We start from the raw sequence: 24,770 nt of genomic DNA on the forward strand, positions 1-24,770 counted from the left end.
CGCTGGCGGGTTGACGAAAAACTCTCCCGGGCCGCGAAGTATCAATTCAAAATCCAAAGGACAAACACCATGGCACACCCGTTTTGTCACATGGAACTAAACAGCACCGACGTCGCGAAGTCCAAAACCTTCTACACAACCATGTTCGGCTGGAACATCACGGACATGGACATGGGCGGCGGCATGACGTACTCGATGTTCAAACCCGAAGGCAGTGGTCCCGGCGGCGGCATGATGAAACATCCCGTCCCCGGAGCACCTTCCTCCTGGCTCCCCTATGTCGCGGTCGATGACATCCACGCAGCCACAAAGCAAGCCGCAAGCCTCGGCGCAAAGGTGATGAAAGACGTGCAGGAGGTTCCGCACACGGGCTGGTTCAGCATCATTCTCGACCCCACCGGCGCGGCCCTCGGCCTCTGGCAAGAGGCAAATAAGGCCTAACCTAAAGCCGATACTTAAACACGAATGGCCGGGCATCTCGTTGCACTCTCACCGCCAACTGAGCCCGGCCAGCTTTTTCGTTTCGTGGGCAGCGGTCTTCGACGAATCTCCATCGCGTCCAATCTCGAACCCACGTCGCGCAGATGGCCGTCATACACTAGTCAGCAGATGCGATCCGTTCTTCTCCTCCTGTCCCTCGTTTTGGCGGCAACGCAAGCCACAAGCCGCGCCTATGCTCAATGGGATCTCGAAGAGTCCCACACCACCGCCAGCCTGCGCGGCATTCACAACGTAGGCGGAGGAGTCGCGTGGGCCAGCGGCACCGACGGCACAGTGCTCCGCACTGAAGACGGCGGATATCTGTGGCAGACCTGCGCGATCCCACCCGGCGCAGAGAAGCTCGACTTTCGCGGCGTCCAGGCCTTTGACGAAAACACCGCCATCGTCATGTCCAGCGGTCCCGGCGATCAATCGCGTCTTTATAAAACCACCGACGGCTGCCAGACGTGGAAGCTGGTCTTCACCAACCCAGACAAGGACGGCTTTTTTGATGGGATCAGCCTTTTCGCGCCATCGCAGGACGCACTAGGACACCCGCTCGATCACTCGCATGTTACGGGCTACGTAATCGGAGATCCGGTAGAGGGAGCCTTTGCTCTTTTCTCAACTCGCGATGGGGGAAACAGTTGGTCCCGAAGAATTGCAACCCAAAGAGGGTCCAATGGGGCAGGCTGTAAAGTCGATACATTCGCGGCGAAAAGCGGAGAAGCGGCCTTCGCAGCAAGCAATCAATCATTGCTTACCCTGAATAGCTCGTTTCTGCTCTTTGTCACTGGCGGTTCTGATGCACGAATCGGTTATACCGATCTTTTCTCTCTTGACGGCGCGCTCTGCCACGAATCTGCTCATTTCAAGTCTCTCCCGATAACTCATGGCAATCCATCTTCCGGCGCTTTTGCTTTCGCAGTTCAACCGGGTTACGAAGCTCGTAGTAACTTTCCGGACAAAATCGTAGTCGTCGGTGGAGACTACAAGCTCCCAGGCGCAACAAATGACAATGCTGTCTTAGTGAGCCGAGTAGGAAACTTATTCCAGACAAGTAAAAAGACCGAAACCCCACCACACGGGTACCGCTCCGCTGTAGCCTGGGATGCGGATCAGAAACTCTGGATCACAGTAGGCCCGAACGGCACAGACATCTCCACAGACGACGGAAAAAACTGGCGTCCGCTTACCCCTTTACCTACTGATCCTGCCGACGCAGACAAAAACTGGAACGCGCTGTCGCTTCCCTTTGTTGTGGGTCCGCACGGACGTATCGGGCGGCTTCGTACCATCGACCAAAAGTCACTGGCGACAAAGAAGCCATAATCACGCATGACGCTTTGAATCAGGCGAGTTCTTGGTAAACCGCACGTATTTTTTACGTTTATTGCTGCTGGGGAGTTGTTGGTGTCGTGCCGGTCCCCTGTGTGCCGGAGCTCGGAGACGACCCATTTCCTGAGCTTGGCGACGATCCAAAACTTGACCCCGACGAAGAACCGTAACTTGATCCTGAAGACGAGCCGAAGCTCGATCCCGACGAAGATCCAAACCCTGAAGGGCTTGATGATCCGAACCCCGAGGGGCCGGGTCCAGTGCCTCCTATGCCAGAGCTATTTCCGCCTGCCGAACCCAACCCCTGGTTTCCTCCGCCAAGCAGACCCGCCGCCTGCTTCAGCTGCTCAATCCGGGGATCGTAGATAAACTCCCAGGTGTTGTACGACGTCTGCTCGTTCAGCACGACGATCGACGTTCCCTCCTTCGGAATTCCCACACCGACAAACGGCGCACCGCCGACCCCAAAGCCCGAACCGGATTGACTCGAGTTTCCAGAGAGCGATCCGAGTGTGCTGTTTGAGCCCGTCGTTGAGCCCGTCGTTGAGCCAGTCCCCGAGCTGTCTGTTCCGGTAGTCGCCCCACCCGTGCTGGGTGTTCCTGCGCTTGAAGCTCCCGCACCGCTCGTATTGCTGTAACCCGGACCTGAGGAGGAGCTTCCGCCACCTAATCCGCCAGTGCCCTGCCCCGAAGAGCCAAAGGCGCTCGACGACCCCGACGAGGACGAACCGAATGCACTCCCACTGGATCCGCCAAACGCCGACCCCGAACCCGCAGCTCCCGCTCCGATCGCTCCCGAGGACGCCGACCCGGCAGCCGAGCCCAACCCCGGCGCCAGGCCCGTCAGCGGCTTGCCGAAGAGCCCCTTCACCGTCGTCTTCGCCTCGCCTACGTGGATCAAGCGCCAATCCGACTTCCCGGTAAATGGGTCGAGATATTGCTGGCGCAGAAATTTCACAGGTGTGCCCTTGGCCAGGGCATCCATCGAGCCGGGATAGCTGCCCGACTTCCGGTAGTAGAGCTGGATCGCCCGGACATACTGATTGCCGCGATGCACCGCCTCCACCTCGCGGTCGCGCTTCAGCTCCTGAGCCATCCTCGGCGCGGCGATACCCAGCACCAGCAGGACGATGAAGATCGCAACGATCAATCCCACCAGCATGAAGCCCTGCTCTCCATGCCGCTTCTCCGTGCGCAGATCAGCCACGCCCATAGACGAGCGATGGTCATCGAGCCGGTATCGGAAGTGAAGTCTCTTCATCGCGTCTACCTCAAGCACGGTCGTCTCAGTGCGCCAGCAACGGCAGGGTCTGCTTATTATTATTCGCCATATCCTCTACCAGCACCGAGTTGGCCGACACCGTCACAACTCTGTACTTCCGTTGGACGATATCGCCATCGGACGCGAGGAAGACATCCTCGCCATGCAGCAGAAACGCTTTACGTTTTCCGTCAGGTGTCGTCGCCGTTCCAAAAAACTTCAGGTCGATCGGCGGCGGCGGTGGTGGACCCGGCGGAGGCGGTGGGGGGCCCGGCGGAGGAGCCTTCGCCGTCCTCACCGGCACAATCGGCTTTGGAATATCTACCGGCGCTGAGCTTGCGGAAAAGATATTCCGTCCGCCTCCCGAGTAGACCAGCGACTCCGTCACCAGCATCGCGTCCATCCGCAGCGTAGGATCAAGCTGCGCCGAAGTCGTTCCAAGTTTTTTGGCCGCAGCCCCCGCAATGTTTCCCGATGGAATCGCAACTACGGCTCCCGCAGCAGGAGCAGACCTCGCAGGAGCTGTCACCACAACGGGCGGCGCTACCGGCGCGGGGCTGTCATCGCGCAGCTCGTAGTACAAAACTCCCGCCGCAACCAGCACGAACGCAGCAATCGCGCCGCCTTTCTTCTGTTGATCCGCAGTCAGCCGTATCATCGCTGGCCTCCCGCATCAGTATTTTCAGAGGAGCTGTCATCAGCCTTCTTCTCTTCCGCACCAGCCACAGTCTTGTCCGAGCTTTCCGTCCCCACCGGCGATCGCAGGTATGTCGTCAGCCGCAGCCGCAGTCCCACGGTCCCGCTCTGCTGACCGGTCAACGTAAGCCCGCTAATCAGGAAAAACATCTTGTCTCGCTCGAGCGAGTTGATAAAGACCACCAGCGGCCGGTAGTCTCCGCTAAGGCTCGCATCCATCCGCGCTTCGGTCAGCGCGCCTGCGGTCCCGTCCATCACAGGCGAGTACGCGTACTGCACGCGTGTCAGCTTCACACCCTGCTTCTTCGCCAAAGCGCCTAACTCTCCGGCTACCTCAGAGTTCGCAAACGGCAAACGTTCCTTATAAAACTTGTCGGCATCTTTGGTAGCCTGCGCCAGCTTCTCATCCAGGCCTTCGAGCGGCTGTCTCGCAATCTCGGCCGTCTTCATCTGTACCGTCTGGTCCGCCAACGCAGCGGCGTTCTGGTTGTTCGCCGCACGCCACGCAAACGCCATATGCGCCAGCAGGTAGAGATTCACGAGGCCCAGCACCACTACACCCGCGATATGGAAGTTCTTCAGCGTGCCCAATCGGCTCGCCTTCTCGGCCCACTGCTTCGCCGCTACCGCAGTCCGTTTCTTCTCGGCTACTGTCGTCATCGCGCCGCTCCCTTCTGCGCCGGAGCCTTCACCGCGCTGGCTCCAGGGAGCGCACTCTTCGGTGCCGTCTTCTTCTTCTTCACCGCACCCGCATCACTCTCCGTCGCATCGCCCTTGTCTTTTTTGTCCTTCTTGTCCTTCGCGGCGACGTCCTTCACAGGCTTCTCGGGCAACGGGTTATACCCACTCAATACATCGAACTGCACCGCCCCCGGAGCCAGCATCTGCGCAGCATTTCGGTTCCCTTCCTGCGTCTGCGCTTGCTCCGATGCCAGCCGTGGCGAAAGGAATCGCTGCGATGTCTCGAGATTCCTCACCAGCTGCACCGCCTTCTCGCGATCACCGCTCACGCGCAGCCGAATATTCACATCGCCTTCCTTCGTAATCACCGGATCGATGCTCGTCACCTGAACACCTGCCGGCAGCACCTTCTCAAGGTCCATCATCACGGCCGTCCAGCTGAAGCTCTTCTCCGCAAACGCAGCATTCAGAAAACGCGATCGCTCAAGCACCGCCATATTCTGTGGCTGACGCATCCTCGCCTCATTCGCCATGCGCTCCTGTTGATAACGCTGCGTCTTCGCCTTCAACGCATCCATCTGCGCCTGCGCCACCTTGGCCTTCTCATTCAGCGAGTGCAGCGCAAATCCCAGTCCCACCGCGAGCAGCGCCAGCACCACCATCGCCAGCCGCAGCTTCGCAAACAGCGGCCTCAGCTCAATAAACGGTCGATTCGCAAGATTGACAGAGATCCGCATCAGTTCCTCAGCGCTCCCCGGACGCCGGCCAGCCAGCCTCGCGGCACACTAGAGGTCACTGCTCCCGCCTCCATCATTCCTGCATCCACCAACTCGCGCACCCGCAGACCCTCCAGCCCGTACTCTCCCGCCTCCGCCAGCGTGTCTGCACCGAGCGTTCCCGCCACCAGCAACTGCTCAGGAGCAGTCTGCAGCGAGTCTTCAAAGTATGCCGCCGCCACACTCACCGCCTGCGCCACCTCGCGCGCTGCTGCCTGAGTCTCAATGTGCCGCACCAATGCGGTCCCCAGCATCGAGGGCGGCATCTCACTGTGCGCATCGAAGCGATCCCATCCGCCCGGCCCCAGCGGCTCCTGCTGTGCCCACTCCTGCGCCGAACTTTCCCGATCTACCAGAGGGATAGAGGTCTCGACAAGTTCAATCGGCGCTCCGGCGTTCGGCCCCGTGCCCATATCGACCGAGCGATGCAGCAACAGAACTCCCGCCTGCACAATCGCCGTCGTCACCGAACCCAACCCGGCATTGACCACCAGCACCGGCGATGTGGTCTCATCAAGCCCCGCCAGCGCCGCCAGCGTACTCGGAAGCACCGCGCCCGGCAGGTAGCCAGCCGCAAGCACCATGGCCTCATACTCCTCGAGCACCGCCTTCGGTATCGCAACTGCCAGCAGCTTGATCGTTCCCTTCTCGTTCGACATCACCTGGTAGCTCACCATCGCGTCATCCGCGTCGAACGGCAGCAGCTTCTTCAAGCGAAAACGCACAAGAGGCAACGCCTCGACAGCCTTCGTCGGCAGTTGATCGAAGTCCAGAAAAAGTACCCGCACCGCAGAGTCCGGCACCACCAGCGTTACATCTCTCAGACGCCCCGCACCACGCTCGGCCCGATCCGACGAGCCACGCCCCGAAACTGCATCGAGTGCCTTGCGCACCGCCAACGACACGCACGTCTTATCGACGACGTTGCCGGGCTTCAATCCAGGCGCCAGCGCACCACTCGCTAAATCCACCCGCGCCACCGACGTCAACAGAGCAGCCGCATCCTCGGCCCGCGCCGCCACTACGCCCTCTGCGCGAACCTCAACCGCCAGCCGCGGCCGCGTGCCCAATGTCTTCGGTAAAATTTCCATTCCGTCCTAGACTACCTTGCTCTATCGATTGACACTACGTCACCATCATGGTGCACGCAGCGGCAAACCGTGTTCTCGCGGCCGGCTTTACCGTCCCGCCTCAATAAACGTCACCTTATTGATCTCGCGCAACGTAGTAATGCCGTCCCGCACACGCTCCAACGCCGAATCGCGCAGAAACGCCATGCCCTTCTCCTTCGCCTTCTTACGAATCTCGCTTCCCGGCTTCTTCGCCAGCAACATCTCGCGGATTTCGTCGTCGAGCTCCAGCAGTTCGTGGATCGCCGACCGACCGCGATATCCCGTTCCGCCGCATTCAATGCATCCTGGTCCCTCGCGGAAGTTGAACCCACGCCACTCATGCAGGTCCAGACCGCTTGCCACCAACTCTGCGTCGCTATAGTGAACATCTCTCACGCAAAATTCACACACCTGCCGCACCAACCGCTGCGCCAGAATACAGTTCAACGCCGAAACAAAGTTGTAAGGCTCAACTCCCATGTTCAAAAAACGACCCAGCACATCGACCACGTTATTTGCGTGGACCGTCGTAAACACAAGGTGTCCCGTCAACGCCGAGTTGATCGCAATCTGCGCCGTCTCCGCATCGCGGATCTCACCGACCAGGATCTTGTCCGGGTCATGACGCAGAATCGAACGCAAACCTCGTGCAAACGTCAGCCCCTTCTTCTCGTTGACCGGAATCTGCGTGATGCCGCGAATCTGATACTCCACCGGGTCTTCGATCGTGATGATCTTATCTTCTTCCGATTTAATCTCGTTCAACGCCGCATAAAGAGTCGTCGTCTTGCCCGACCCGGTCGGTCCTGTCACCAGCACCATGCCGTACGGCTCTTTGATGTACCGCCTGAATCTCTCAAGGTCCTTCGCTGCGAAGCCCACGACATCCAATGAAAGTTTCGTGAACTTCTCCGACATCGATTCTTTATCGAGCACACGCAGCACAGCATTTTCGCCATGTACCGTCGGCATAATCGACACACGAAAGTCGATCAATCTGCCCTTGTATCGAACCCGAAAACGTCCGTCCTGCGGTACACGGCGCTCGGCAATATCCAGCTCGCTCATAACTTTGATACGCGACAGAATCGTCTGATGATGCTCGCGAGCAATCGGAGCCATTGCCTGCTGCAGCACACCGTCGATGCGGTACTTCACCAGCAGCGAATCATCGAAGGTCTCAAGGTGAATATCCGAGGCGCGCCGCTCCAATGCCGTAAAGATGGTGGTATCAACAAGCCTTATGATTGGCGAAATATCATCTTCGCTCGTCAGCCGCTCAATCGAGATATTCGAGTCCTGATTGTCGTCACCCGACAACACATCGAACGCAAGTCCTTCACTTGCCTCATCGAGGACGCGCTGACTCTGCTCGGTCTTCTTCAGCAGCTCCGTGATCTGGCTCAGTGTCGCCACCCGCGTCACCAGCCTCTGCCCCAGCAGCCCCGAGATCTCGTCCAGCACCATCAACTTCGAGGGATCGGACACCGCGATCGCGAGCTTGCCCTCCATCTGCTCCAGCGGCACGAAGTTGTACCGGAACATCATGTCCACGGGCACGCTCTTGAACAGCTCATGCGAGATCTTGAAGTTCTTCAGGTCCACAAAATCAGCGCGATAGCGACGCGCCAGAAGCTGCGCCCGCTCCGTCTCACCCATTCCCGCTTCATTGATCGGTATTGCCAACGGTGCCATTGCCATATTCGTAAGACTCCCTTTACATCCAACCGTCACTCACACCTTCGCGTCATTCACGGTGCGTTCAAACGATCTTTTTAGTGCTAATCCCGCCACAACCCGCGGCCGGAATCCGCCGAAGACGAAACTTCCGTCCAATCTTCTATTATTCAGCAAAATCAACTCTTATGGTATCCTCCGCGCAACCGCCTTTGGCCTCACATACGTACGTCTTTTGGAGGACACAGCAATGAGCACGTACCCGCCGACCCTCTCCGCTCTCGCCCCTAAGGCGATCAACTGGTCCATCGCCCTTAGCATTTTGCTCATTCTTGCTGGCCTCTTCGCCGTCCTGATTCCGCCGTTCTCGGGCCTCGCCGTCACACTTATCTTTGCCTGGGCCATGATCGTCAGTGGAATCACTCACTTCGTCTTCGCCTTCAAGACTCACACCACCGGCGGTGTGCTCTGGGAACTGCTGGTCGGCGCGATCTATCTCTTTACTGGCGTCTATCTCCTTCTGCACCCGCTCGACGCCCTCATCGTCCTCACTCTGATCCTCGCTGTCTATCTCGTCTTCGAAGGGATCGTCGAAATCATCCAGTCTTTTCAACTTCGCCCCCGCCACGGCGCCAGCTGGCTTCTATTCGACGGCGTCATCACCCTGATCCTCGCGATTATGATCTGGCGGTCGTGGCCCGCGAGCACCGTCTGGGTCATCGGGACGCTGGTCGGCATCAGCATGATCTTCAGCGGCTTTTCGCGCCTCATGCTCTCGCTCGCCGCCAAACGTGCTCTCAATCAGTCACTCTGAAAAACCTCCTGCGCGGAGGGCGGTCACTTCGTGACGCGTATACCGGTCAAGGCAATCCATGCGACAAGAGCCCTCCCGTTGGTCGGGATCAAATATCACCGCCGACCAACGGGAGGCCCATGCGAAGCGGTATACAAGTCACGAAGTGACCGCCGCACGCGCAGTGCGCCTTTATTCTTCTAAGGCTGATCCGCGTTCAGCGAATTGATCAGAGCGTCCGCCTGCGCCATCGACCCATCCAGACTCACCATCAACACATCGACGTCAGTCGACATCTTCGCCGAAGTGCCCTTCAACGATCCAATCGCCCGCGCATTCAGATTGTGCTTCAAAAAAGTCACCTGATCGTGAAACGCCGTAATCACCGGCGTCATCCGAGCCTCAGTCTGCCGCATCGACTTGATGTAATTGGCCTCACTCAACCGCGACTGCCGCAGCATCACCGCCGACTGCGCCTTTAGCTTCTTGTTCTCCATCCCATCAATCTCTTTCTGCCACTCTTTGAAGAGATCGTTGGACACCTGATCGATCGAGTCGATCCGGTTATGCAGCTTCTGGGCACTATCCGCGGCCTTTTCATACTCGCTATTCAGCTTCTTATAGTTCTTTTCAAGCGCTCCCCCTTGAAACCCCGTCAGCGCCTGAAACGACTCCATCGTAGTCTTGATCTGCTCCTTCGCCTGTTGCTGGTCCTTCTTCGAATCCTTCACCCGCGACACAAGGATGTCCCGCTTCTCTTTCCCAAACGTCTTCATCGCCTTGTAGTAGGAGCTGGTACACCCAACCAGCACAATCAGCGGAGCCACCGCCGCCACGCATCGCAACACCCAACGCCGAGAGATCACAGTCAACTCATTCCCCCCTGTCAGAGCTTGACGAATTGTAACCTCTCTGCCGAAGATCGCGGCCCAGACGCGTCGCTAACCCACGACGGGAAGCCTATCTCCCCGCGAGCGCAGCCAGAGTTCGATGGCAATCGTGTTGATCGAAAAACCAATCCAGAAAGCAATGCCAAAGAATTGCCCCGGCTCCAGATGTGTCAATCGGCTAGTAGCAAAGAACACCCCCATCACCGGCCGCGTGGTTGCGATACCAAGCAGAATCGCAACTGCTCGCAGCATCCACCGCATCTTCTCGATCGCTTCACCCCGGCGTGCATCCACAAACGCGCGCCCAAGCGAAAACAGAAAGAGGCTATTGAAAAAGAGAACCGCAGATCGCTCCACCCACCCTCCAACCGGATGAGTGCTCATGGCATAAGCAGTGAGTCCCACCCAGGCCCCAAGGGGAAAGAAAATCCGTTCCGCCCACACGCCGCCAGTTCGTCGCAACAAAACAAACGGAGTCAGCAGAACAAACGCCATCGCTGGAAGAATATGAGCAATCGTCAAAGCCTCGTGCGAAGCAAACACCGCGTCAAGCGCAGCCGTCGGTGAAGATCCACCCCCTCCCGGATGCAGAAGCACCGCAACTCTGCGCAACACCACCGCAACCGCAATCATGACGCAGATCCAGAAGCCAACCTTCAGCCACCCAGGGTAGACGCCCCCAGAACCCTCTCGCTTCTCGATTCCATGCACTGGAGCTTTCGCAGCCATACGCCCTCCTCGCCGCGAGACTAAGCCGCACCACGCTCAGACACGCGAGGACCAGCAACAACAAGCAAGCATACGCAGCAAAGAATCTCCCCGTTCCCTACTGCCCTCCCGAACCACCAGCGCTCAAGCTGAAGATCGGCAGATACAGCGCAATCAAAATCGTCGTTACCACCAACCCCATCATGATCAGGATCAGCGGCTCAATCAAACTCATCGCCGCAGTAAGATTCGTCTGCACATCCTCTTCAAAGAACTCCGCCACCGAGTTCAACATCTGCGGCAGGGCACCAGTCGACTCGCCAACCTCGATCATCTCGATCGCCAGCTCCGGAAACACCTTCGTCGCCTGCAAACTAACCGATAGACCCTTCCCCTCGCGCACCGTCTCGACCGATCTATAGACCGCACTCGCAATCTCTCGCGAATCGATCGACTTCGCCGCCGTCTCAAGCGAAGGCACAAGCGGCAAACCGCCGGTCAACAGCGTCGACAGCGTTCTCGAGAACAACCCCACCTGGTACTTCAGCCACACACTGCCAAACACCGGCAGCTTAATCCGAATCTTGTCGATCAGGCTCGCACCCGCATCCGTCTTCGACCAGCGATAGAGCAGGAACCCAACCACGCCCGCCACAACGGCCACATAGATTCCGTAAGACTGCGCCTCTTTGCCCAAATCAAGCAGAAACGTAGTCAACGCAGGCAGCTTCGTCCCCAGCTGGTCATACAACTGCGCAAACCGCGGCACCACAAACGTGATCAAAAAGATAAACAACCCAATCACCATCACCACCAGCAGCGCCGGATAGATCAAGCTCGCCTTCAACTTCTTGCGAAACGTCAGCGACACGCGCTGAAAGTCCAGAAACCGCTGCAGTACCTCTTCAAGATTTCCCGACCGCTCTCCCGCCAGCAGCGTCGTCGTATACACAATCGGAAACCCTCCCTGCGCCTCAAACGCCTGCGAGATCGACTCGCCCGTCTTCACCCGCGACGCCACATCCTCCAGTTGCGCACGAAAGTGCGGAATCTTCTGCCTCTTGCTCAACAACTCGAGCGACCCCAAAATCGGCAAACCAGCTTTGATCAACGTCAAAAACTGTTGATTGAAGACCAGAAAAGTCTCCAGCTTCACCTTCTTCTTGCTTGCCCCCAGGGCGCTCTTCGCCTTCACCGAATAGACGTAGTACCCAGCCTGCGTAAACCGCGCCTTCAGCTCCTCAGCCGTAGCCGCCGCATGGCTCTGCTCCATCACCCGCCCACGCTCATCCGCCAGCTTAATAACAAACTCAGTCATAAACGCTACTGCACCCGTTTCCGCTCAAAGTCACTCGTCCATCTTAGACGTTCCCGCCGCCGAAACGCGTCCCAGAATGACACACCGGCACCATTCCCCAAACGGGTCACAAGTTTCTCAATGACCGGAAACCGCGCTCCTGTATTATCTGGGTGACATTTCAGCCGCCTCCCATAAAACTTCCAGGCGGCATGACTCGCACATACAAGCACGGTACGAGATTCGCAAACGTCTTCCCGCTGAGCATCTTTTGAAGGACATGCCACAATGACTGCGACCTCTTGGTTCAAAACCCCCTCCGGAGCTCGATCACTCCTCGCCTTCCTGATCGCACCATTCCTTACCCTCCCCGCCGTCGCGCAGACTCACCCCCCCGTCTATCCTGTGCCCATCATTTCGCTCGTGAATCCCGCCCCGTCACCCACAAACACCGCGGCCACCGTCACAACAGGAGACTTCAACGGCGATGGACTGACTGACGTTGCTTACATCTCTACGTCTGGAGCTCCGAATTATCAGATTACGAACGGGATCACCGTCGTTCTCAACGAAGGTCCCAACAATCCGACGGTCTCTGTACCCACCAGCGGACTAAGCTGCACGCCGCAGAATATCGTCGCCGCCGACATTAACAAGGACTCCAAGCTCGACGTCGTTCTCACCTGCGTCGAGGGCTACGTTGCCGTGCTCTTCGGGAACGGAGACGGCAGCTTTCAGACGCCTTCGTACTATGCGGTTCCGAACGTTAGAACAGTTGCGCCGCCGGTCGACCTCAATGGAGACGGGTACCCTGATATCGCTGTAACTGTATCGACAAATCCCCCAACCTTGGTTCTCGTGTCTGTTGGGGTCTTGCTCAATAAGGGCAGCAGCTCACCCGGGACTTTCTCGCCCTCTTCCAGCTACCCGCAGACGCAGCAAAACTCTGGATTCGCGATTAGTTCTGGTGATTTCAATGGTGACGGAAAAGCGGACATTATCGCAGGTAACCCAGCCCAGGTATTCTACGGCAATGGTGACGGCACACTGCAAGCACCAGTCCTAACCACCGCGACCTCTGGCTTTGCGACAGGAGACTTGAACGGCGACGGCAAAACTGACATCGCGTATGTCAATGTCAGTAATGCGACCGCGACTACACCAACTACCTATTCGCTCCAAATCTTACTGGGTAATTCCAGTGGCCAATTTACGACAGGCGAGATGCAGCCGATCCCAACATCGTTTGGTCTTCCGGCAATCGTCCCATTCCAGAACACTTCAACGAGTACTGTAATAAACCTCGCACTGGTTGGATCCAGCAGCACGATGATCGATCTCAATGACGGCAAGGGTAACTTCTCTCAGGGGCTAGCTTACGGCGTTAGTTCAAATTTCGTGACAACCCAGCTGGGTGCCAGTGGGAACACGAATCTCCTGTTCTCACTCTCAGAATCGGCAACGCAGGTTGTTCCTGGCAATGGCGACGGCACGTTTCAAGCGCCACCATCTACGATCCTGGACGCCGGGGGGTGTGTATTTACCGATGTCAACAGCGATGGTCTTACCGACACGCTATGTATAGACTCTGCCTCCAACCTTGTAACAGCTCTCGGTCGCGGCAATGGGCGGTTCTCGAAGTACAGCCAGAACAGCACGACTGGACAGATCATTGTCACAGGAGACTTCAATGGCGACGGGAAGGTGGATGCAGTCACCATCTCTTATGGAACATATTTCCAGCCACATGACCTTCAGCCGCCTCCAGTTGTCAATGGCAAGTTGTCCTTCTACAGCGGCAACGGAGATGGGACATTCCAGCCGTCGGGGACAGCCTTAGATCTGGGGTATGGCGGAGTCGACTCGGCGATTGTTGGGGACTTCAACGGCGACAAAATTTTGGACTTGGTGATTCCTTTCGGTTGCAACTGCCCCGCGCCAGCACCACCCTCAGGTGTTCTCTTCCTCGCAGGCAAAGGAGACGGTACCTTTGCTGCTCCAGTTGCTCTCCCCATACCATTCAACGACGTAAGCTTCGCAGCCGACGTGAATAATGATGGCAAGCTGGACATCATTGGAACGAACACGATCAGCTTAGGAAACGGCGACGGTACATTCCAGCAACTTCCCCTTGGTATCGCCGGAATAGTCTTAGCCGCGACCGACCTAAACGGCGACGGAAAAGCCGATCTTGTGATCAATAACAACACCGTGACCGCAATATACGCTGGCAATGGCGACGGCACATTCCAGACCGCACCTTACTTCACTACTCCTCTTACAGGCTCCGCCTACATCGGCGACGTCAATGGAGACGGTCATGCCGATCTACTTCTGGCAAGCACTCAACTTTCCGTGCTCTTTGGTGATGGCACCGGCAACTTCACGCTTGATCCCAACACCTATCCCAACGCGGGCGCTATAGGTGCTCTTGCACGCGTCAACAATCAGGCTCCAAGCCTTCCGAATGACCATACCCTGGACTACGTGTTCAACAGTGGTGGAGGAGTAACCTCGTTCATCAATCAACTCAACCCCGCGCCCACGTCTCCCGCGCCTCTCCCTTCGAAGACTACGCTCGCGGCCTCCGCCAGCAGCGCAGCGCCCGGCCAACAGCTCACCCTCACCGCCACAATCACAGGCGCCACTCCCACCGGTACCGTTTCGTTCGTGTCGGGCAGCACAACACTTGGAACAGCACCCGTCACCAACGGCACCGCCACTCTCGCAACCTCCTTCGCGACGGCAAGTACCTATCCCGTCGTCGCCAACTATCCCGGAGACGCCAACAACACGCCAAGCTCCTCCAGCCCAGTCTCTATCATCGTCGCTCCCGTAACCTCAACCACCGCTCTCTCCGTCTCAGCGGGCAGCGCCGGAACCAATCAGCAACTCACCTTCACGGCGACAGTCACCGGCCTCAACCCAACCGGCAAAGTCACATTTGCCTCACCGACCGCAACTCTCGGCACCGCGTCTCTAGTCAATGGAGTGGCGACCCTGCCCTTCACCTTCACCACCGCAGGCAGCTACGCAGTTACGGCGAGCTACGCAGGCGACCTAGACAACTCGAGCAGCACCTCTACCGCCGTCACGGTTGCAATCGCAACACCTGACTACTCCATCACCGCATCCCCAACCTCGGCGACCATCTCGCCCGGACAGTCAGCCACCACCACGCTCACGGTCACCCCAGTCGGCGGCTACAGCGGCACAGTGAAGTTCTCCTGCGGCACACTCCCCAGCGGAGCAACCTGCACCTTCGCCCCAGCCTCGGTAACCCCAACCAGCGGCGCTGCCACCAGCGTTCTGACCATCACAACCACCGCCCCCTCGACGGCCCGCCTGCGCGATCGATCGCTCCCACTCCAAGGAATCGCATGGGCCAGCCTCATTCTGCTAACCCTGTCCCCCCGCAAACTCCGCGGACTCAACCGCCGCCTCGCGCGCGCAACCATCCTCACGCTGCTGCTAGCTGCAGGCTTGCTCTCGTTCTCGGGGTGCAGCTCTTCTTCCCCCTCAAACAACGCTCCGACGAATCCAGGCACTCCGGCCGGAGCCCAAACCATAACCCTAACCGCGGCAGACTCCTCCGGAAGCCTCTCGCACGCCATCAACTTCCAAGTGACCGTGCAATGATCCTCGGCGCAAAATTTGTCGCCACTTAGGTAGATCACCCAACAAAAAAAATCCCCGAGAACAACCGGGGATTTTCTTTGCTTTACGATCCACAGATCTCGCGTGTCAGGCCAAAGGGAAAGCCATAATCCTGTCCAGCATGATCTCCAGGCCCTCACTAGCATCTTGTACCGCGATCCGGTTCCCTTCCAGACGGCTGATCATCAACGCTCCCTCCAGCGTGGCAATGATCATGTTTGCAACGCGTCGCGGCTGAACCTCCCCCCGAATCTCCCCATTGGCGATCCCGTCCTCGACGATGCTCGCGAGCCGCGCCTTCCACTCCTTCATCGCGGCACACACCAGACTTCGCAGCACCGGATTCCCATCATCCGCATCGATCGCCGTATTCATAAGCGGGCACCCCCCAGGAAAGACCCCCGGTGTCTCCGCAAACCGTCTCACCGAGTACTTCAGCTTCTCCACCGCACCGGGAATCGCGTCCTGCCCCTCGCGCCGAGCCTTCGCCACCCGCGTCCACGCGTACTGAAACGCTTCGGCAGCAAGCTCCTCCTTACTGGCAAAGTGCCGATACACGCCACCCTTCTCCAGCCCCGTCGCATCCAGCACATCCTGCATCGAGCAGCCGGCAAACCCCTGCTGATTGAAGATCGGCGCCGCCTCCTCAATGATTCTCTGCCGCGTTAAGTCACCTTTTCCCATACTTTTACCTCGCCGCAATCCCTGCTCCGAAATCCTACAGCAGCAAGAAAACGCATCCTGCGGCTCTTCTACTGAATCAGATGCTTAAAGAAACCGTTCAGTCTCTTTTTCGAGACCGTGCCGGCGATTCACGAGGAGAACGAGACATCATGGCCACCGCCACCCTCAGCGAACCAGAGCTAGCCGCCCCGCCAAAGCCCAAGGTAACCAGTTCCGCCCCCCGAAGCCGCCCCGTTATCAACCCGTGGGTCGTCGCCCTTACGGTCACCCTGGCCACCTTCATGGAGCTGCTCGACACCTCCATCGCCAACGTCTCCCTCCCCTACATCGCCGGCGGTCTCGGCCGCTCCTACGATGAAGTCACCTGGATCCTTACCACCTACCTCGTCGCCAACGCCGTCGTTCTGCCCATGTCCGCGTGGCTCTCCCGCGTCTTCGGCCGCAAGACCTATTACATGGCCTGCGTAACGCTCTTCACCATCACATCCTTCTTCTGCGGAATCGCCCCCACCCTGGGCATCATGCTTCTCTCACGCGTCCTGCAGGGCATCGGCGGCGGCGGCCTCGCCCCCGTCGAGCAAGCCATCCTCGTAGACGCCTTCCCGCCCGCCAAACGCGCTTCTGCCTTCGCCCTCTACACGGTAGCCATCGTCACCGCCCCCGCCATCGGCCCTGTCCTCGGCGGCTGGATCACAGACAACTACAACTGGCGCTGGGTGTTCTTCATCAACATCCCCGTCGGCATCCTCTCCCTCTTCCTCACCAACCGCTTCGTCCACGACCCCGACTCCTTCGCCGAAGAACGCAAAACCGTTCGCGTCGACGGCAAGCTTCGCATCGACGGCATCGGCATTGCCCTCGTAGGCCTTGGCTCCGCAGCTCTCGAAGTCCTCCTCGACCGCGGTCAGATCGACGACTGGTTCGGCTCTCCCTTCATCATCTGGATGTTCGTCATCGGCGTCGGCTGCCTCACCGCCGCCGTCTTCTGGGAGCTTCACGTACCCGACCCCATCATCGACTTCCGCCTGCTCAAGATCCGCAACTTCGCATTCGCCAACTTCTTCTACTTCATCTTCGGCTTCGGCCTCTTCGCCTCCACCACGATGATCCCGCAGCTCCTCCAGTCCCTCTACGGCTATCGCGCCATCGACGCGGGCCTGGTCCTTGGGCCTGGCGCTCTGGTCATCACCTTCCTCGCCCCAGTAGGTGCGCAGTTAGTCCAACGAGGCATCGTCAAGCCCCGCATCCTGCTCTTCGGCGCGGTGATGATCGTCGGCATGTCGTTCCTTCACTACAGCCACTTCAACCTCGACACCGACTACAAGCACTACGCCCTCGCCCGCGCCCTGCAAGGTCTCGGTTACGGCTTCTTCTTCGTGCCGCTCTCGGTCATCGCCTACTCGCAGCTCAGCCCGGCACAGAATAACAAAGCCTCATCCCTCACCAACTTCTTCCGCAACTGGGGCGGCAGCTTCGGCATCGCCTTCATCACAACAATGTCCGAGCGCCGCCAAAACTTCCACCAGGAGCGCGTCGGCTCAAACATCGCGGCCTCCAATAGCAGCCTGCAGGAAAACATCCACCAGACAGCGGCCTACCTGCAAGCTCACGGCTTCTCTCCCGCCGACGCCGTCACCGCAGCCTACGGACGTGTCTACGATCAACTCCACGCCCAAACCCAACTCCTCGCCTTCATGGACTGCTTCCACATCATCGGCGTCGTCACCCTCATCGCCGCCCCGTTAGTCCTGCTCACAAAGGCCTTCAAACCCAGCGGCAAATCCGAAGGCGCCCACTAACGCAACCGCACGACACGCCTCGGCCAATCGAACGAACCTGTCGCGGACATCACGTCGCGGCCATCGCTAAGACAGGCTCGTTCCTCGACCCAATGTCGCTGTAGCATGTTGGGGAACGGGAGAACGCCGTGCCGGACGAGAAGAACCCACTGCCCGAAAACGGCTGGATGTCAGACAAGATCGTGTCCGCCGCGCAAGCAGCCGACTTCGCTGCCATCAGCAATCGCTCCGGTGTCAGGTTAGATGGCACAGGTCCCTACCTTCGCCTTCACTTTGCCAGCGTCTACGTTCGCGACCAGGAGCGCAGCATACGCTTCTTTGTCGATCAGCTCGGCTTCACCCTCATCGCCGACGTCATGTTTGCATCCGGCAATCGCTGGGTCGAGGTCGCTCCTCCCGACGGCACGGCAGTTCTCGCGCTGGTAATTCCCAGAACCGATTGGAACGAAGAACGATTCATCGGCAACTCAGGACTCGTCACCTTTCTCACCGAAGACGTCGAAGCAAAATACCGCCAGTGGTCCGAACGCGGAGTACACTTCCCCATCCCGCCACAAAGCCCCGCGTGGGGTGGAACCTTCTGCCGCTTCGAGGATATAGACGGCAACGCCTTCGCGCTCGCAGGCTTCGACGACGTCACACGCCAGATCGACGCGCGACGCCAGGCACTCGTCGAGCAGATGGAGATCGAACAACGCGCCGCACAAGAGCTGGAGATCGCCAAGCAGGTGCAGGCACGGCTATTCCCCCAGCGTCTGCCCTCCATCTCTGCACTCGACTATGCGGGAGTCTGCGTTCAGGCCCGCTCCGTGGGCGGCGACTACTACGACTTTCTCGACCTCGGCCCCGACCGCGTTGCCCTGGTCATCGGCGACATCGCCGGCAAGGGCATGGCAGCCGCCCTGCTCATGGCAAACCTGCAGGCAAATCTGCGCAGCCAATGTGTCAGCGCGATGGATCATCTCGAAGAGTTCCTCGGTTCCGTCAATCGCCTGCTGTTTCAAAATACAGCCACAAGCTCCTACGCAACCCTCTTCTTCGCCGAGTACGACCACCGCCTCGAACGCGTGCGCTACGCAAACTGCGGACACCTCTCCGGCCTGATACTTCGCCGCAACGGCACGCTTGAGCGGCTCGAACCCACCTGCACCGTCGTCGGACTCTTCGAAGACTGGAAGTGCTGCGTCTCAGAGAGCCGGCTCGACGAAGGCGATCTCCTCGCGCTCTACACCGACGGCGTCACAGAGTCCTCCGACAGTTCAGACGAAGAGTTCGGCGAAGCTCGACTCATAGAAGAGCTGCGAACCCACAGCGGTCTGCCCTCCGCGGAGTTAGCCAATACAATCGTCCAAAAGGTTCTGCACTTCAGCGCACCCGAACAGTTCGATGACATCACCCTGATCATCGCCAAGCGAGTTGCGGCCAGAGATAGCTACCTCCTGAGGACGGATTCATGGCCGAACAGATAGCTCAAGAGAACCGGATAGAGTCTCCCAGAGCAAGTGGGAAATTTTTCTTTCTCTTCGCCTTCCTGCTCGTCCAGCTCTTGGTATACCCCTACGCAGGCTCAGGAGCCACGATCTCCCTATGGTTTCGGCTATTAAACGTACTGATCGCGTTTTCCAGTGTCTACGCCGTAAGTTTTCGCCGCGTGACATGGATTATTGCTCTGGTCTTTGCAGCGCCTCTTCTGCTTGACCCCTTCATTCTGCACGAAGTCACGATGAGCAAATTACAACTTGCGCGCTCCGGCATGAGCGTCGCCTTCGATATCTTCATCATCGTCGTCATCTTCAAAAGAGTCTTCCAGAGGGACGAAGCCACCTCAGATGCCATCTACGGCGCCGTATCGATCTACCTTTTAGCAGGCTTCGGGTTCTCCAGGATCTATTCCATTCTGGTCGCGTTTCAGCATGACGCGTTCTACCTCGATCCAGCGCTCAACCACCACACGCTGCCCCTGCAACCCGATCTCACCTACTACAGCTTCCTGACCATGACATCTCTCGGAGCGGCCGGAATCTCCCCCGTCAGCGATCAAGCGCGGTCTCTCTCCATCGTTCAATCCCTTTTGGGCATTCTTTACTTAGGAGTTTTGGTCTCTCGCCTCATCGCCACTTACAAACCGATACAGGGCTCCCCCAAACAGCCTTAGACCCGGGCACCCGTAAATGACCCGCAATCTTCAAAACCAAAAAAAGGCGCAAAAAAAGCTCCGGCAACCGCCGAAGCTCTTTTCTTCACCCCAGAAAACTAAACGCTGAAGCTCGATCCGCAACCGCAGGTGCTCTTCACTGCCGCATTCTCGAACTTGAATCCAGCGGCCTCAAGCGTCTCCACGTAATCCACCGTGCAGTTGCTCAGGTACATCGCCGAAGTCGCGTCCACAAACACCTTGAGATCCTCAAACTTATAGACCTTGTCCATCATTCCGCTCTGATTTTCGAACGACATGGAGTACTGGAAACCCGAACATCCACCACCAACCACACCAATCCGGAGTCCAGCAGGAACCGGAGTCTGGGTCGCCATAATCTCCCGAACCTTATTAATCGCGGCCGGGGTCAGCGTTACAGGCGTAGTCGAAGCAGGTGCTCCAACGACGACTTCAGGGGTTACGGTTGCAGTAGCCATCGGCAAATCTCCTTGTCTCGTTCAGACATCTTTAAGTGTATGCGCCTACCACCGCTCCGGCAAGCCCTCATTCCAATACGATGCAGAAACACCCCCTTCCGATTCAGCCAGGTTCCGACAATATCCTGCTACCATTGCACTTGTATCCCATCAAATCACCGTGAAGCTTCTCCTCTTCATCTCGAACGCCTTCATCAATACCATGGGCATCACCCAGCCCTCACCCAAGGCCGCTAACCGCGCTGCCTGGTTCATCTTCATCATGTTGTCCGCGGTCCTCGCCACGGTCGTGACGATAGCGGTTCTGGCCCTTCGCTGGGCCTCTCATCGCTAACATTCCAGCCCCGTTACAACTTAGTCTCCCCCTCGAAAAACCCTGTCGAATCGATACCCTCAGAGCGTAGAATTGCGGCGGACGGCCCTGCTAGAAAGATCTAAAAAGTCGCACGAATCGGCCTTGGACCGTCTAACTAAGTACGTCGGCCCTGTGATAAGGGCGGAGGAACCGCTATGAGCGCTTTACCTGTTCTCCTAATCGTCTGGGCGGTGTTTTCAGCCTGTTTCCTCGCGCTACTCGCCTACAAGGGACAACTGACCCGCTACGAAGAAGACCAACTGTTCCTCAGTGACGGCGTCCCGGCCCACTCCCAACAAATGCAGACCGAGATCGTCCGCAAAGTGACCAAAATTGCGCCGTTCGTTCGCGTCTTTGGTGTTGCCGCTGCCATCATGACCGCAGGAATCATCGGCATATTTACCTGGGACGCCTGGCAACATCTGAGGTAATCCGAACCGCCTCCGGCACGCCGCCGGACTAGATGCCTTGGCAACCACCCAAGCGGTCGGAACGACTCCGCAGCGAAAAGTAAAACTCATTCGCACAAATCAAAGAGCCAGGGGCACACGCCTCTGGCTCTTTTGCGAATCGTGCAGTGATCGCCGGAACCTCTCCCAAAGGCAGCCTTACTTCCCCTTTACCGCAATCACTTCTATCTCAACCAACGCCCAGGGAGCCGCCAGTGCCGCAACCTGAAACGCACTTCGCGCAGGCTTATTCGGCTGATCCTTCGTCCCGAAGAACTGCGTATAAGCGGCCTGCAGCCCGGCGAAATCCAGCTTGTTCCCTTTCTCTGGATCGCCCGCCAGAAATACCGACATCTTCACGACGTCCTTCATTTTCAACCCCTGCTCCTTCAGCAAAGCCTGGATCTTATTCAACGCGCTCGTCGCCTGTGTCTTCGTATCTCCATAAACTGCGGCCGTCCCCTTCGCCTCATCCGCAGGCGTCACCGGCGAAGCAAGCTGCCCACTCAGATAAAGCGTATCTCCAGCCCAAACCCCATTCGCAATCGGAGACTTCTCATTCGGCTGAAGATGCTTCACCACAACCTGCGCCTGCACTCCACACGCAACAGCCAACAACGCTGCCGCCATCACACCGCATCGAATCTTCATCCATCACTCCTATGCAGAAAAAACTTAGCTAAGCACCGCACCATCAGCAACCCCGGCAAGCTTCGCCGACTTCACCTTATCCGAGATCATCCCCACAGCACGCCGCGCACTCAACGCCGCACCCTCCTGCCATCCCACAATGTGGCTCGCCGTATCTCCGGCAAAGTAGATCGGCCCATCCGGCTGGATGATCACGTCATACCCACTCTTCCCGCCGCCATAACTGCTAATCCACGAGCCTTCATTCCACGGCACGCGACTCCATCCGCAAAACACAGGATTCATCAAATCCTTCCCATGCCCCGGATGAATCTTCTCGATCGATGCCCGCGACGCCGCAAACTTCTCCTCCAGCGTCATGCTGTAAAACGGCGTATTCAGCTCATCCGAATAACCCGACACCACTACTCCCGTCGGGTGCATCAGCCGCGACGACGGATACCAGATCGGACTCGGCCCCTCCATCAAATATGACAGGCCGCCGTAGATGTTGTAGTCCTGCTCCCAGAACCGTCTGCTCTCCCACGCAATCTTGTACCCGCCGCCCATCGTGCTCTCATCCACAGCCTTTCGGTAAGGCTTCGACAGGTCGTTCGGGATCTTCTTCAGCATTGAAAACGGCAGCGCCGTAATGCAGTACGCAGCCTCTATCTTTTTCGTCGCTCCACCCTGCGTATACGACACGCGAACACCGTTCGACGTCTTCCGGATCTCCGTCACCGGCGAGTTGTACTGAACTATCGGCCCCAGCGACTTCGCAAACGCATACGGTATCCGGTCCATCCCACCCACCGGCTGCATCATCGTCGCCTGCCAGTCAAAATCCTCCTCGACAAACAGGTCGTTCCAGAAGTCTTCATCCAAAAGCACGCGCATATCCAGAGGCACCTCCGGCACTCCCACCTGTGCGCCTGCGCCCGGCATCGTCTTATAGCCCGCCCGGTCGGATCCAACATAAGCGCCCTTGTCGTCGAGCGGTCCGTAGTACTTCAGAAATGCCGTCATCCGCTCGCGGTCTTCTTTGCTCAACTCCGAGTCAAGCGCCCCCTGCGCAACACACTTCGACAGCAGTTCCGACACATGCCCGCGCGTGTCGTTGATAGCCTTCCTCTGCGGTACCGGCTTACCGCCATTCGCTCGATCGTTCTGCAGCAGCGTGGAGCGCGACGTATTAATCTCCACCTCCAGCGGAACGCCGAGCTCCCTACAATACCCCAACATCGTCAAGTGAACGCTCGGCAGCCGCGCCGGTCCAAGGTTTTGATAGTTCCCCTCTTCCCACTTCACCGCCTGCTTCGATCCATCGCAGAAACAAACCTCGGTCCCGGCCCTTCCTGTCCAGTTACGTCCCCCTGGCCGTTCGCGCGCCTCCAGAACCGTCACGTCATACCCAAGCTTTCGCATCTCATAGGCTGAAACCAGACCACCGATCCCCCCGCCCAGCACCACCACCTTTACGCCCTTGCCCACACCCGCGGCCGCTTGAATCTCCTCGGCCTGCACGCCCTTCATCGGCATCAGCCCCAGCGACTGCATCGTTGCAAACGCGGCCCCATAGCCACCCACCTGCCCAACGCGCATCAAAAAATCACGCCGCGAAATTCCCATCCTGCCACCTCTCTCTTCCGACGAATTAAAGTCCAAATACGCCTACAAAAGAACGTCATTCCGATGGAACGGAAAAGAATGGAAGCTCCGCCAAAGACATCGCGGAAGCCGCATATCCTGAAGCACGGAACTGAAAAATCTGGTTTTTTGAAAGATGTGTTTACTCTACCGCAAAACTTCCTCGCCAGTCAGCAAATTTCAACGTCGCTAAAATCATTCGACGGACAATCATGACGATCGTCATAAAATAAAGACGAACTCAAATGCCCAAGGTAAGAACCAGATGAGAGTAAGCCGCGCCCAGGCCGCAGAGAATCGCGAGCGAATCCTCGACGTTGCCTCCAGACTCTTTCGAGAGCGCGGCATCGACGGCATCGGAGTCGCCGATCTCATGAAGAACGCAGGCCTCACCCATGGCGGCTTCTACGGCCACTTCAAATCAAAAGACGATCTCGTCGCCCAGGCCTGTGGCCGCGCCGCCAAAAAAATGTGCGACAGCTGGATCAGGCAACTTGACCAGGCCAGCGACCCACTCGACGCTCTCGCCGACACCTACCTCGCGACGAAACATCGTGACAACGCAGGCCGAGGCTGTACCGTAGCCGCTCTAGGCTCCGAACTCGCCCGCCAGAGCTCCGCCGTGCGCCACGTCGTCACCGAAGAGATCAAGCCCTTCATCAACTACCTGTCCGGGATCGTGCAGGGCAACTCCGCCGGTCTTCGCCGCGAACGAGCCATCGCACTTTACGCGAGCCTCGTCGGCGCCATCGTCATCGCTCGCGCGGTTGACGACCCCGCACTGTCCAACGAGGCTCTTCACGCTGTGGCCAACAACGTCCGAAGCAAGACCGCAGTACGCGAGTCTCCGCGACGAGTCCCAAAGGGCAGCAAGCGAACCGCCTCACAGGTTCCCCGCATCGCAAAAGCATAACCTCCGCTCAGCGTTTGGCGTTCTCGAATTAACCGAAATCTTGTCAAGCCCCAATTTCCCGCATCTTCCTATAAACAAGGGAGATCCGCGTGACCTATTAGTTACACACCAACCGCTATACTGGAATTGAAGAACACCTGAGACCCGGCCGCCAGCCGGGTTATCTCGTTAACCACGATAACTCCTTTGATTGGACGAATTTAGCCGTAAGCGCTTTAGAATGACGATTTTGCAAGTGGTTACCCTATGCAAGTACCTGAAAATAAGAAACTTATACGCGGGCAACTAGGGGG

23 protein-coding genes are annotated in these 24,770 nt (G+C 58.1%); 10 read left to right on the forward strand and 13 right to left on the reverse strand.

Annotated features, from left to right (window positions below; all coding sequences use genetic code 11):
• Positions 1 to 69: 69 nt before the first annotated feature.
• Positions 70 to 441 carry a VOC family protein gene (locus tag RBB76_RS02680; RefSeq protein ID WP_429632899.1) on the forward strand — a complete coding sequence of 124 codons (372 nt, stop codon included), beginning with the start codon at positions 70 to 72 and terminating at the stop codon, positions 439 to 441.
• 168 nt (positions 442 to 609) lie between these two features.
• Positions 610 to 1,812 (forward strand): WD40/YVTN/BNR-like repeat-containing protein, encoded by a 1,203-nt coding sequence (locus RBB76_RS02685; protein ID WP_429632897.1) that lies wholly within the window; start codon positions 610 to 612, stop codon positions 1,810 to 1,812.
• Positions 1,813 to 1,870: 58 nt separating this feature from the next.
• On the opposite strand, the gene RBB76_RS02690 is transcribed toward RBB76_RS02685, so the two are convergent.
• From RBB76_RS02690 to RBB76_RS02715, 6 genes are all read right to left on the reverse strand, one after another.
• Entirely contained in the window at positions 1,871 to 3,079 is a 1,209-nt protein-coding gene (locus RBB76_RS02690) for a type II secretion system protein (protein WP_429632895.1), read from the reverse strand.
• 25 nt (positions 3,080 to 3,104) lie between these two features.
• Positions 3,105 to 3,737 (reverse strand): hypothetical protein, encoded by a 633-nt coding sequence (locus RBB76_RS02695; RefSeq protein WP_429632893.1) that lies wholly within the window; start codon positions 3,735 to 3,737, stop codon positions 3,105 to 3,107.
• A complete protein-coding gene (locus RBB76_RS02700; RefSeq protein WP_429632891.1) occupies positions 3,734 to 4,435 on the reverse strand; it encodes a hypothetical protein in 702 nt (233 codons plus the stop codon). The genes RBB76_RS02695 and RBB76_RS02700 overlap by 4 nt, the downstream gene beginning before the upstream one ends.
• Positions 4,432 to 5,193: a PilN domain-containing protein gene (locus RBB76_RS02705; RefSeq protein ID WP_429632889.1), complete on the reverse strand. Its 762-nt coding sequence runs from the start codon at positions 5,191 to 5,193 to the stop codon at positions 4,432 to 4,434. Before RBB76_RS02705 ends, RBB76_RS02700 begins: the two co-directional genes overlap by 4 nt.
• Complete coding sequence (locus tag RBB76_RS02710) at positions 5,193 to 6,323, reverse strand: hypothetical protein (RefSeq protein WP_429632888.1); 1,131 nt, start codon at positions 6,321 to 6,323, stop codon at positions 5,193 to 5,195. Before RBB76_RS02710 ends, RBB76_RS02705 begins: the two co-directional genes overlap by 1 nt.
• Before the next feature lie 87 nt (positions 6,324 to 6,410).
• Positions 6,411 to 8,045 carry a GspE/PulE family protein gene (locus tag RBB76_RS02715; RefSeq protein WP_429632886.1) on the reverse strand — a complete coding sequence of 545 codons (1,635 nt, stop codon included), beginning with the start codon at positions 8,043 to 8,045 and terminating at the stop codon, positions 6,411 to 6,413.
• A gap of 226 nt (positions 8,046 to 8,271) precedes the next feature.
• On the opposite strand from RBB76_RS02715, the gene RBB76_RS02720 reads away from it, so the two are divergent.
• Positions 8,272 to 8,835, forward strand: coding sequence for an HdeD family acid-resistance protein (locus tag RBB76_RS02720; RefSeq protein WP_429632884.1), 564 nt, complete (start codon positions 8,272 to 8,274; stop codon positions 8,833 to 8,835).
• Positions 8,836 to 9,014: 179 nt separating this feature from the next.
• Here RBB76_RS02720 and RBB76_RS02725 read toward each other — a convergent pair whose 3' ends face one another.
• The 3 genes from RBB76_RS02725 to RBB76_RS02735 form a co-directional block, all read right to left on the reverse strand.
• The gene (locus tag RBB76_RS02725; RefSeq protein WP_429632882.1) at positions 9,015 to 9,680 is read right to left on the reverse strand and encodes a DUF2959 family protein; all 666 of its coding nucleotides are present in this window, start codon (positions 9,678 to 9,680) and stop codon (positions 9,015 to 9,017) included.
• 75 nt (positions 9,681 to 9,755) lie between these two features.
• The gene (locus RBB76_RS02730) at positions 9,756 to 10,433 is read right to left on the reverse strand and encodes a DUF2306 domain-containing protein (protein ID WP_429632880.1); all 678 of its coding nucleotides are present in this window, start codon (positions 10,431 to 10,433) and stop codon (positions 9,756 to 9,758) included.
• A 97-nt stretch (positions 10,434 to 10,530) separates the two neighbouring features.
• Complete coding sequence (locus RBB76_RS02735; protein ID WP_429632878.1) at positions 10,531 to 11,730, reverse strand: type II secretion system F family protein; 1,200 nt, start codon at positions 11,728 to 11,730, stop codon at positions 10,531 to 10,533.
• Between the two features lie 267 nt (positions 11,731 to 11,997).
• Here RBB76_RS02735 and RBB76_RS02740 point away from each other — a divergent pair, with 267 nt between their 5' ends.
• On the forward strand, positions 11,998 to 15,348 hold the full coding sequence (locus tag RBB76_RS02740) for an FG-GAP-like repeat-containing protein (protein WP_429632876.1): 3,351 nt from the start codon (positions 11,998 to 12,000) through the stop codon (positions 15,346 to 15,348).
• A 105-nt stretch (positions 15,349 to 15,453) separates the two neighbouring features.
• On the opposite strand, the gene RBB76_RS02745 is transcribed toward RBB76_RS02740, so the two are convergent.
• Positions 15,454 to 16,050, reverse strand: a complete 597-nt coding sequence (locus RBB76_RS02745; protein ID WP_429632874.1) for a TetR family transcriptional regulator C-terminal domain-containing protein — start codon at positions 16,048 to 16,050, stop codon at positions 15,454 to 15,456.
• Between the two features lie 149 nt (positions 16,051 to 16,199).
• Between RBB76_RS02745 and RBB76_RS02750 the strand changes: the two genes are divergently transcribed.
• The 3 genes from RBB76_RS02750 (at position 16,200) to RBB76_RS02760 (ending at position 20,004) form a co-directional block, all read left to right on the forward strand.
• The gene (locus RBB76_RS02750) at positions 16,200 to 17,849 is read left to right on the forward strand and encodes a DHA2 family efflux MFS transporter permease subunit (protein WP_429632872.1); all 1,650 of its coding nucleotides are present in this window, start codon (positions 16,200 to 16,202) and stop codon (positions 17,847 to 17,849) included.
• 128 nt (positions 17,850 to 17,977) lie between these two features.
• On the forward strand, positions 17,978 to 19,318 hold the full coding sequence (locus RBB76_RS02755) for a PP2C family protein-serine/threonine phosphatase (RefSeq protein ID WP_429632870.1): 1,341 nt from the start codon (positions 17,978 to 17,980) through the stop codon (positions 19,316 to 19,318).
• Entirely contained in the window at positions 19,303 to 20,004 is a 702-nt protein-coding gene (locus RBB76_RS02760) for an ion channel (protein ID WP_429632868.1), read from the forward strand. Before RBB76_RS02755 ends, RBB76_RS02760 begins: the two co-directional genes overlap by 16 nt.
• Positions 20,005 to 20,102: 98 nt before the next feature.
• Here RBB76_RS02760 and RBB76_RS02765 read toward each other — a convergent pair whose 3' ends face one another.
• Positions 20,103 to 20,483, reverse strand: coding sequence for a HesB/IscA family protein (locus tag RBB76_RS02765; protein WP_353063275.1), 381 nt, complete (start codon positions 20,481 to 20,483; stop codon positions 20,103 to 20,105).
• Positions 20,484 to 20,643: 160 nt separating this feature from the next.
• On the opposite strand from RBB76_RS02765, the gene RBB76_RS02770 reads away from it, so the two are divergent.
• Positions 20,644 to 20,817, forward strand: a complete 174-nt coding sequence (locus tag RBB76_RS02770) for a hypothetical protein (RefSeq protein ID WP_429632866.1) — start codon at positions 20,644 to 20,646, stop codon at positions 20,815 to 20,817.
• Between the two features lie 176 nt (positions 20,818 to 20,993).
• On the forward strand, positions 20,994 to 21,269 hold the full coding sequence (locus RBB76_RS02775; protein ID WP_353063277.1) for a hypothetical protein: 276 nt from the start codon (positions 20,994 to 20,996) through the stop codon (positions 21,267 to 21,269).
• Positions 21,270 to 21,446: 177 nt separating this feature from the next.
• Here RBB76_RS02775 and RBB76_RS02780 read toward each other — a convergent pair whose 3' ends face one another.
• Both RBB76_RS02780 and RBB76_RS02785 read right to left on the reverse strand, forming a co-directional pair.
• A complete protein-coding gene (locus tag RBB76_RS02780) occupies positions 21,447 to 21,938 on the reverse strand; it encodes a RidA family protein (protein ID WP_429632864.1) in 492 nt (163 codons plus the stop codon).
• Positions 21,939 to 21,962: 24 nt separating this feature from the next.
• The gene (locus tag RBB76_RS02785) at positions 21,963 to 23,546 is read right to left on the reverse strand and encodes a flavin monoamine oxidase family protein (RefSeq protein ID WP_429632862.1); all 1,584 of its coding nucleotides are present in this window, start codon (positions 23,544 to 23,546) and stop codon (positions 21,963 to 21,965) included.
• Between the two features lie 283 nt (positions 23,547 to 23,829).
• Between RBB76_RS02785 and RBB76_RS02790 the strand changes: the two genes are divergently transcribed.
• A complete protein-coding gene (locus RBB76_RS02790) occupies positions 23,830 to 24,477 on the forward strand; it encodes a TetR/AcrR family transcriptional regulator (protein WP_429632860.1) in 648 nt (215 codons plus the stop codon).
• The last annotated feature ends 293 nt before the right edge of the window (positions 24,478 to 24,770 follow it).

The organism is Tunturiibacter psychrotolerans, from assembly GCF_051013365.1.
GTDB lineage: Bacteria > Acidobacteriota > Terriglobia > Terriglobales > Acidobacteriaceae > Edaphobacter > Edaphobacter psychrotolerans_A.

Coding starts and splice junctions, on each gene's coding strand:
- RBB76_RS02730 (WP_429632880.1), bottom strand. CDS start 10,433: ATGGCTGCGAAAGCTCCAGTGCATGGAATCGAGAAGCGAGAGGGTTCT.
- RBB76_RS02750 (WP_429632872.1), top strand. CDS start 16,200: ATGGCCACCGCCACCCTCAGCGAACCAGAGCTAGCCGCCCCGCCAAAG.
- RBB76_RS02695 (WP_429632893.1), bottom strand. CDS start 3,737: ATGATACGGCTGACTGCGGATCAACAGAAGAAAGGCGGCGCGATTGCT.
- RBB76_RS02745 (WP_429632874.1), bottom strand. CDS start 16,050: ATGGGAAAAGGTGACTTAACGCGGCAGAGAATCATTGAGGAGGCGGCG.
- RBB76_RS02740 (WP_429632876.1), top strand. CDS start 11,998: ATGACTGCGACCTCTTGGTTCAAAACCCCCTCCGGAGCTCGATCACTC.
- RBB76_RS02720 (WP_429632884.1), top strand. CDS start 8,272: ATGAGCACGTACCCGCCGACCCTCTCCGCTCTCGCCCCTAAGGCGATC.
- RBB76_RS02705 (WP_429632889.1), bottom strand. CDS start 5,193: ATGCGGATCTCTGTCAATCTTGCGAATCGACCGTTTATTGAGCTGAGG.
- RBB76_RS02790 (WP_429632860.1), top strand. CDS start 23,830: ATGAGAGTAAGCCGCGCCCAGGCCGCAGAGAATCGCGAGCGAATCCTC.
- RBB76_RS02775 (WP_353063277.1), top strand. CDS start 20,994: ATGAGCGCTTTACCTGTTCTCCTAATCGTCTGGGCGGTGTTTTCAGCC.
- RBB76_RS02680 (WP_429632899.1), top strand. CDS start 70: ATGGCACACCCGTTTTGTCACATGGAACTAAACAGCACCGACGTCGCG.
- RBB76_RS02735 (WP_429632878.1), bottom strand. CDS start 11,730: ATGACTGAGTTTGTTATTAAGCTGGCGGATGAGCGTGGGCGGGTGATG.
- RBB76_RS02760 (WP_429632868.1), top strand. CDS start 19,303: ATGGCCGAACAGATAGCTCAAGAGAACCGGATAGAGTCTCCCAGAGCA.
- RBB76_RS02690 (WP_429632895.1), bottom strand. CDS start 3,079: ATGAAGAGACTTCACTTCCGATACCGGCTCGATGACCATCGCTCGTCT.
- RBB76_RS02700 (WP_429632891.1), bottom strand. CDS start 4,435: ATGACGACAGTAGCCGAGAAGAAACGGACTGCGGTAGCGGCGAAGCAG.
- RBB76_RS02765 (WP_353063275.1), bottom strand. CDS start 20,483: ATGGCTACTGCAACCGTAACCCCTGAAGTCGTCGTTGGAGCACCTGCT.
- RBB76_RS02715 (WP_429632886.1), bottom strand. CDS start 8,045: ATGGCAATGGCACCGTTGGCAATACCGATCAATGAAGCGGGAATGGGT.
- RBB76_RS02710 (WP_429632888.1), bottom strand. CDS start 6,323: ATGGAAATTTTACCGAAGACATTGGGCACGCGGCCGCGGCTGGCGGTT.
- RBB76_RS02780 (WP_429632864.1), bottom strand. CDS start 21,938: ATGAAGATTCGATGCGGTGTGATGGCGGCAGCGTTGTTGGCTGTTGCG.
- RBB76_RS02685 (WP_429632897.1), top strand. CDS start 610: ATGCGATCCGTTCTTCTCCTCCTGTCCCTCGTTTTGGCGGCAACGCAA.
- RBB76_RS02785 (WP_429632862.1), bottom strand. CDS start 23,546: ATGGGAATTTCGCGGCGTGATTTTTTGATGCGCGTTGGGCAGGTGGGT.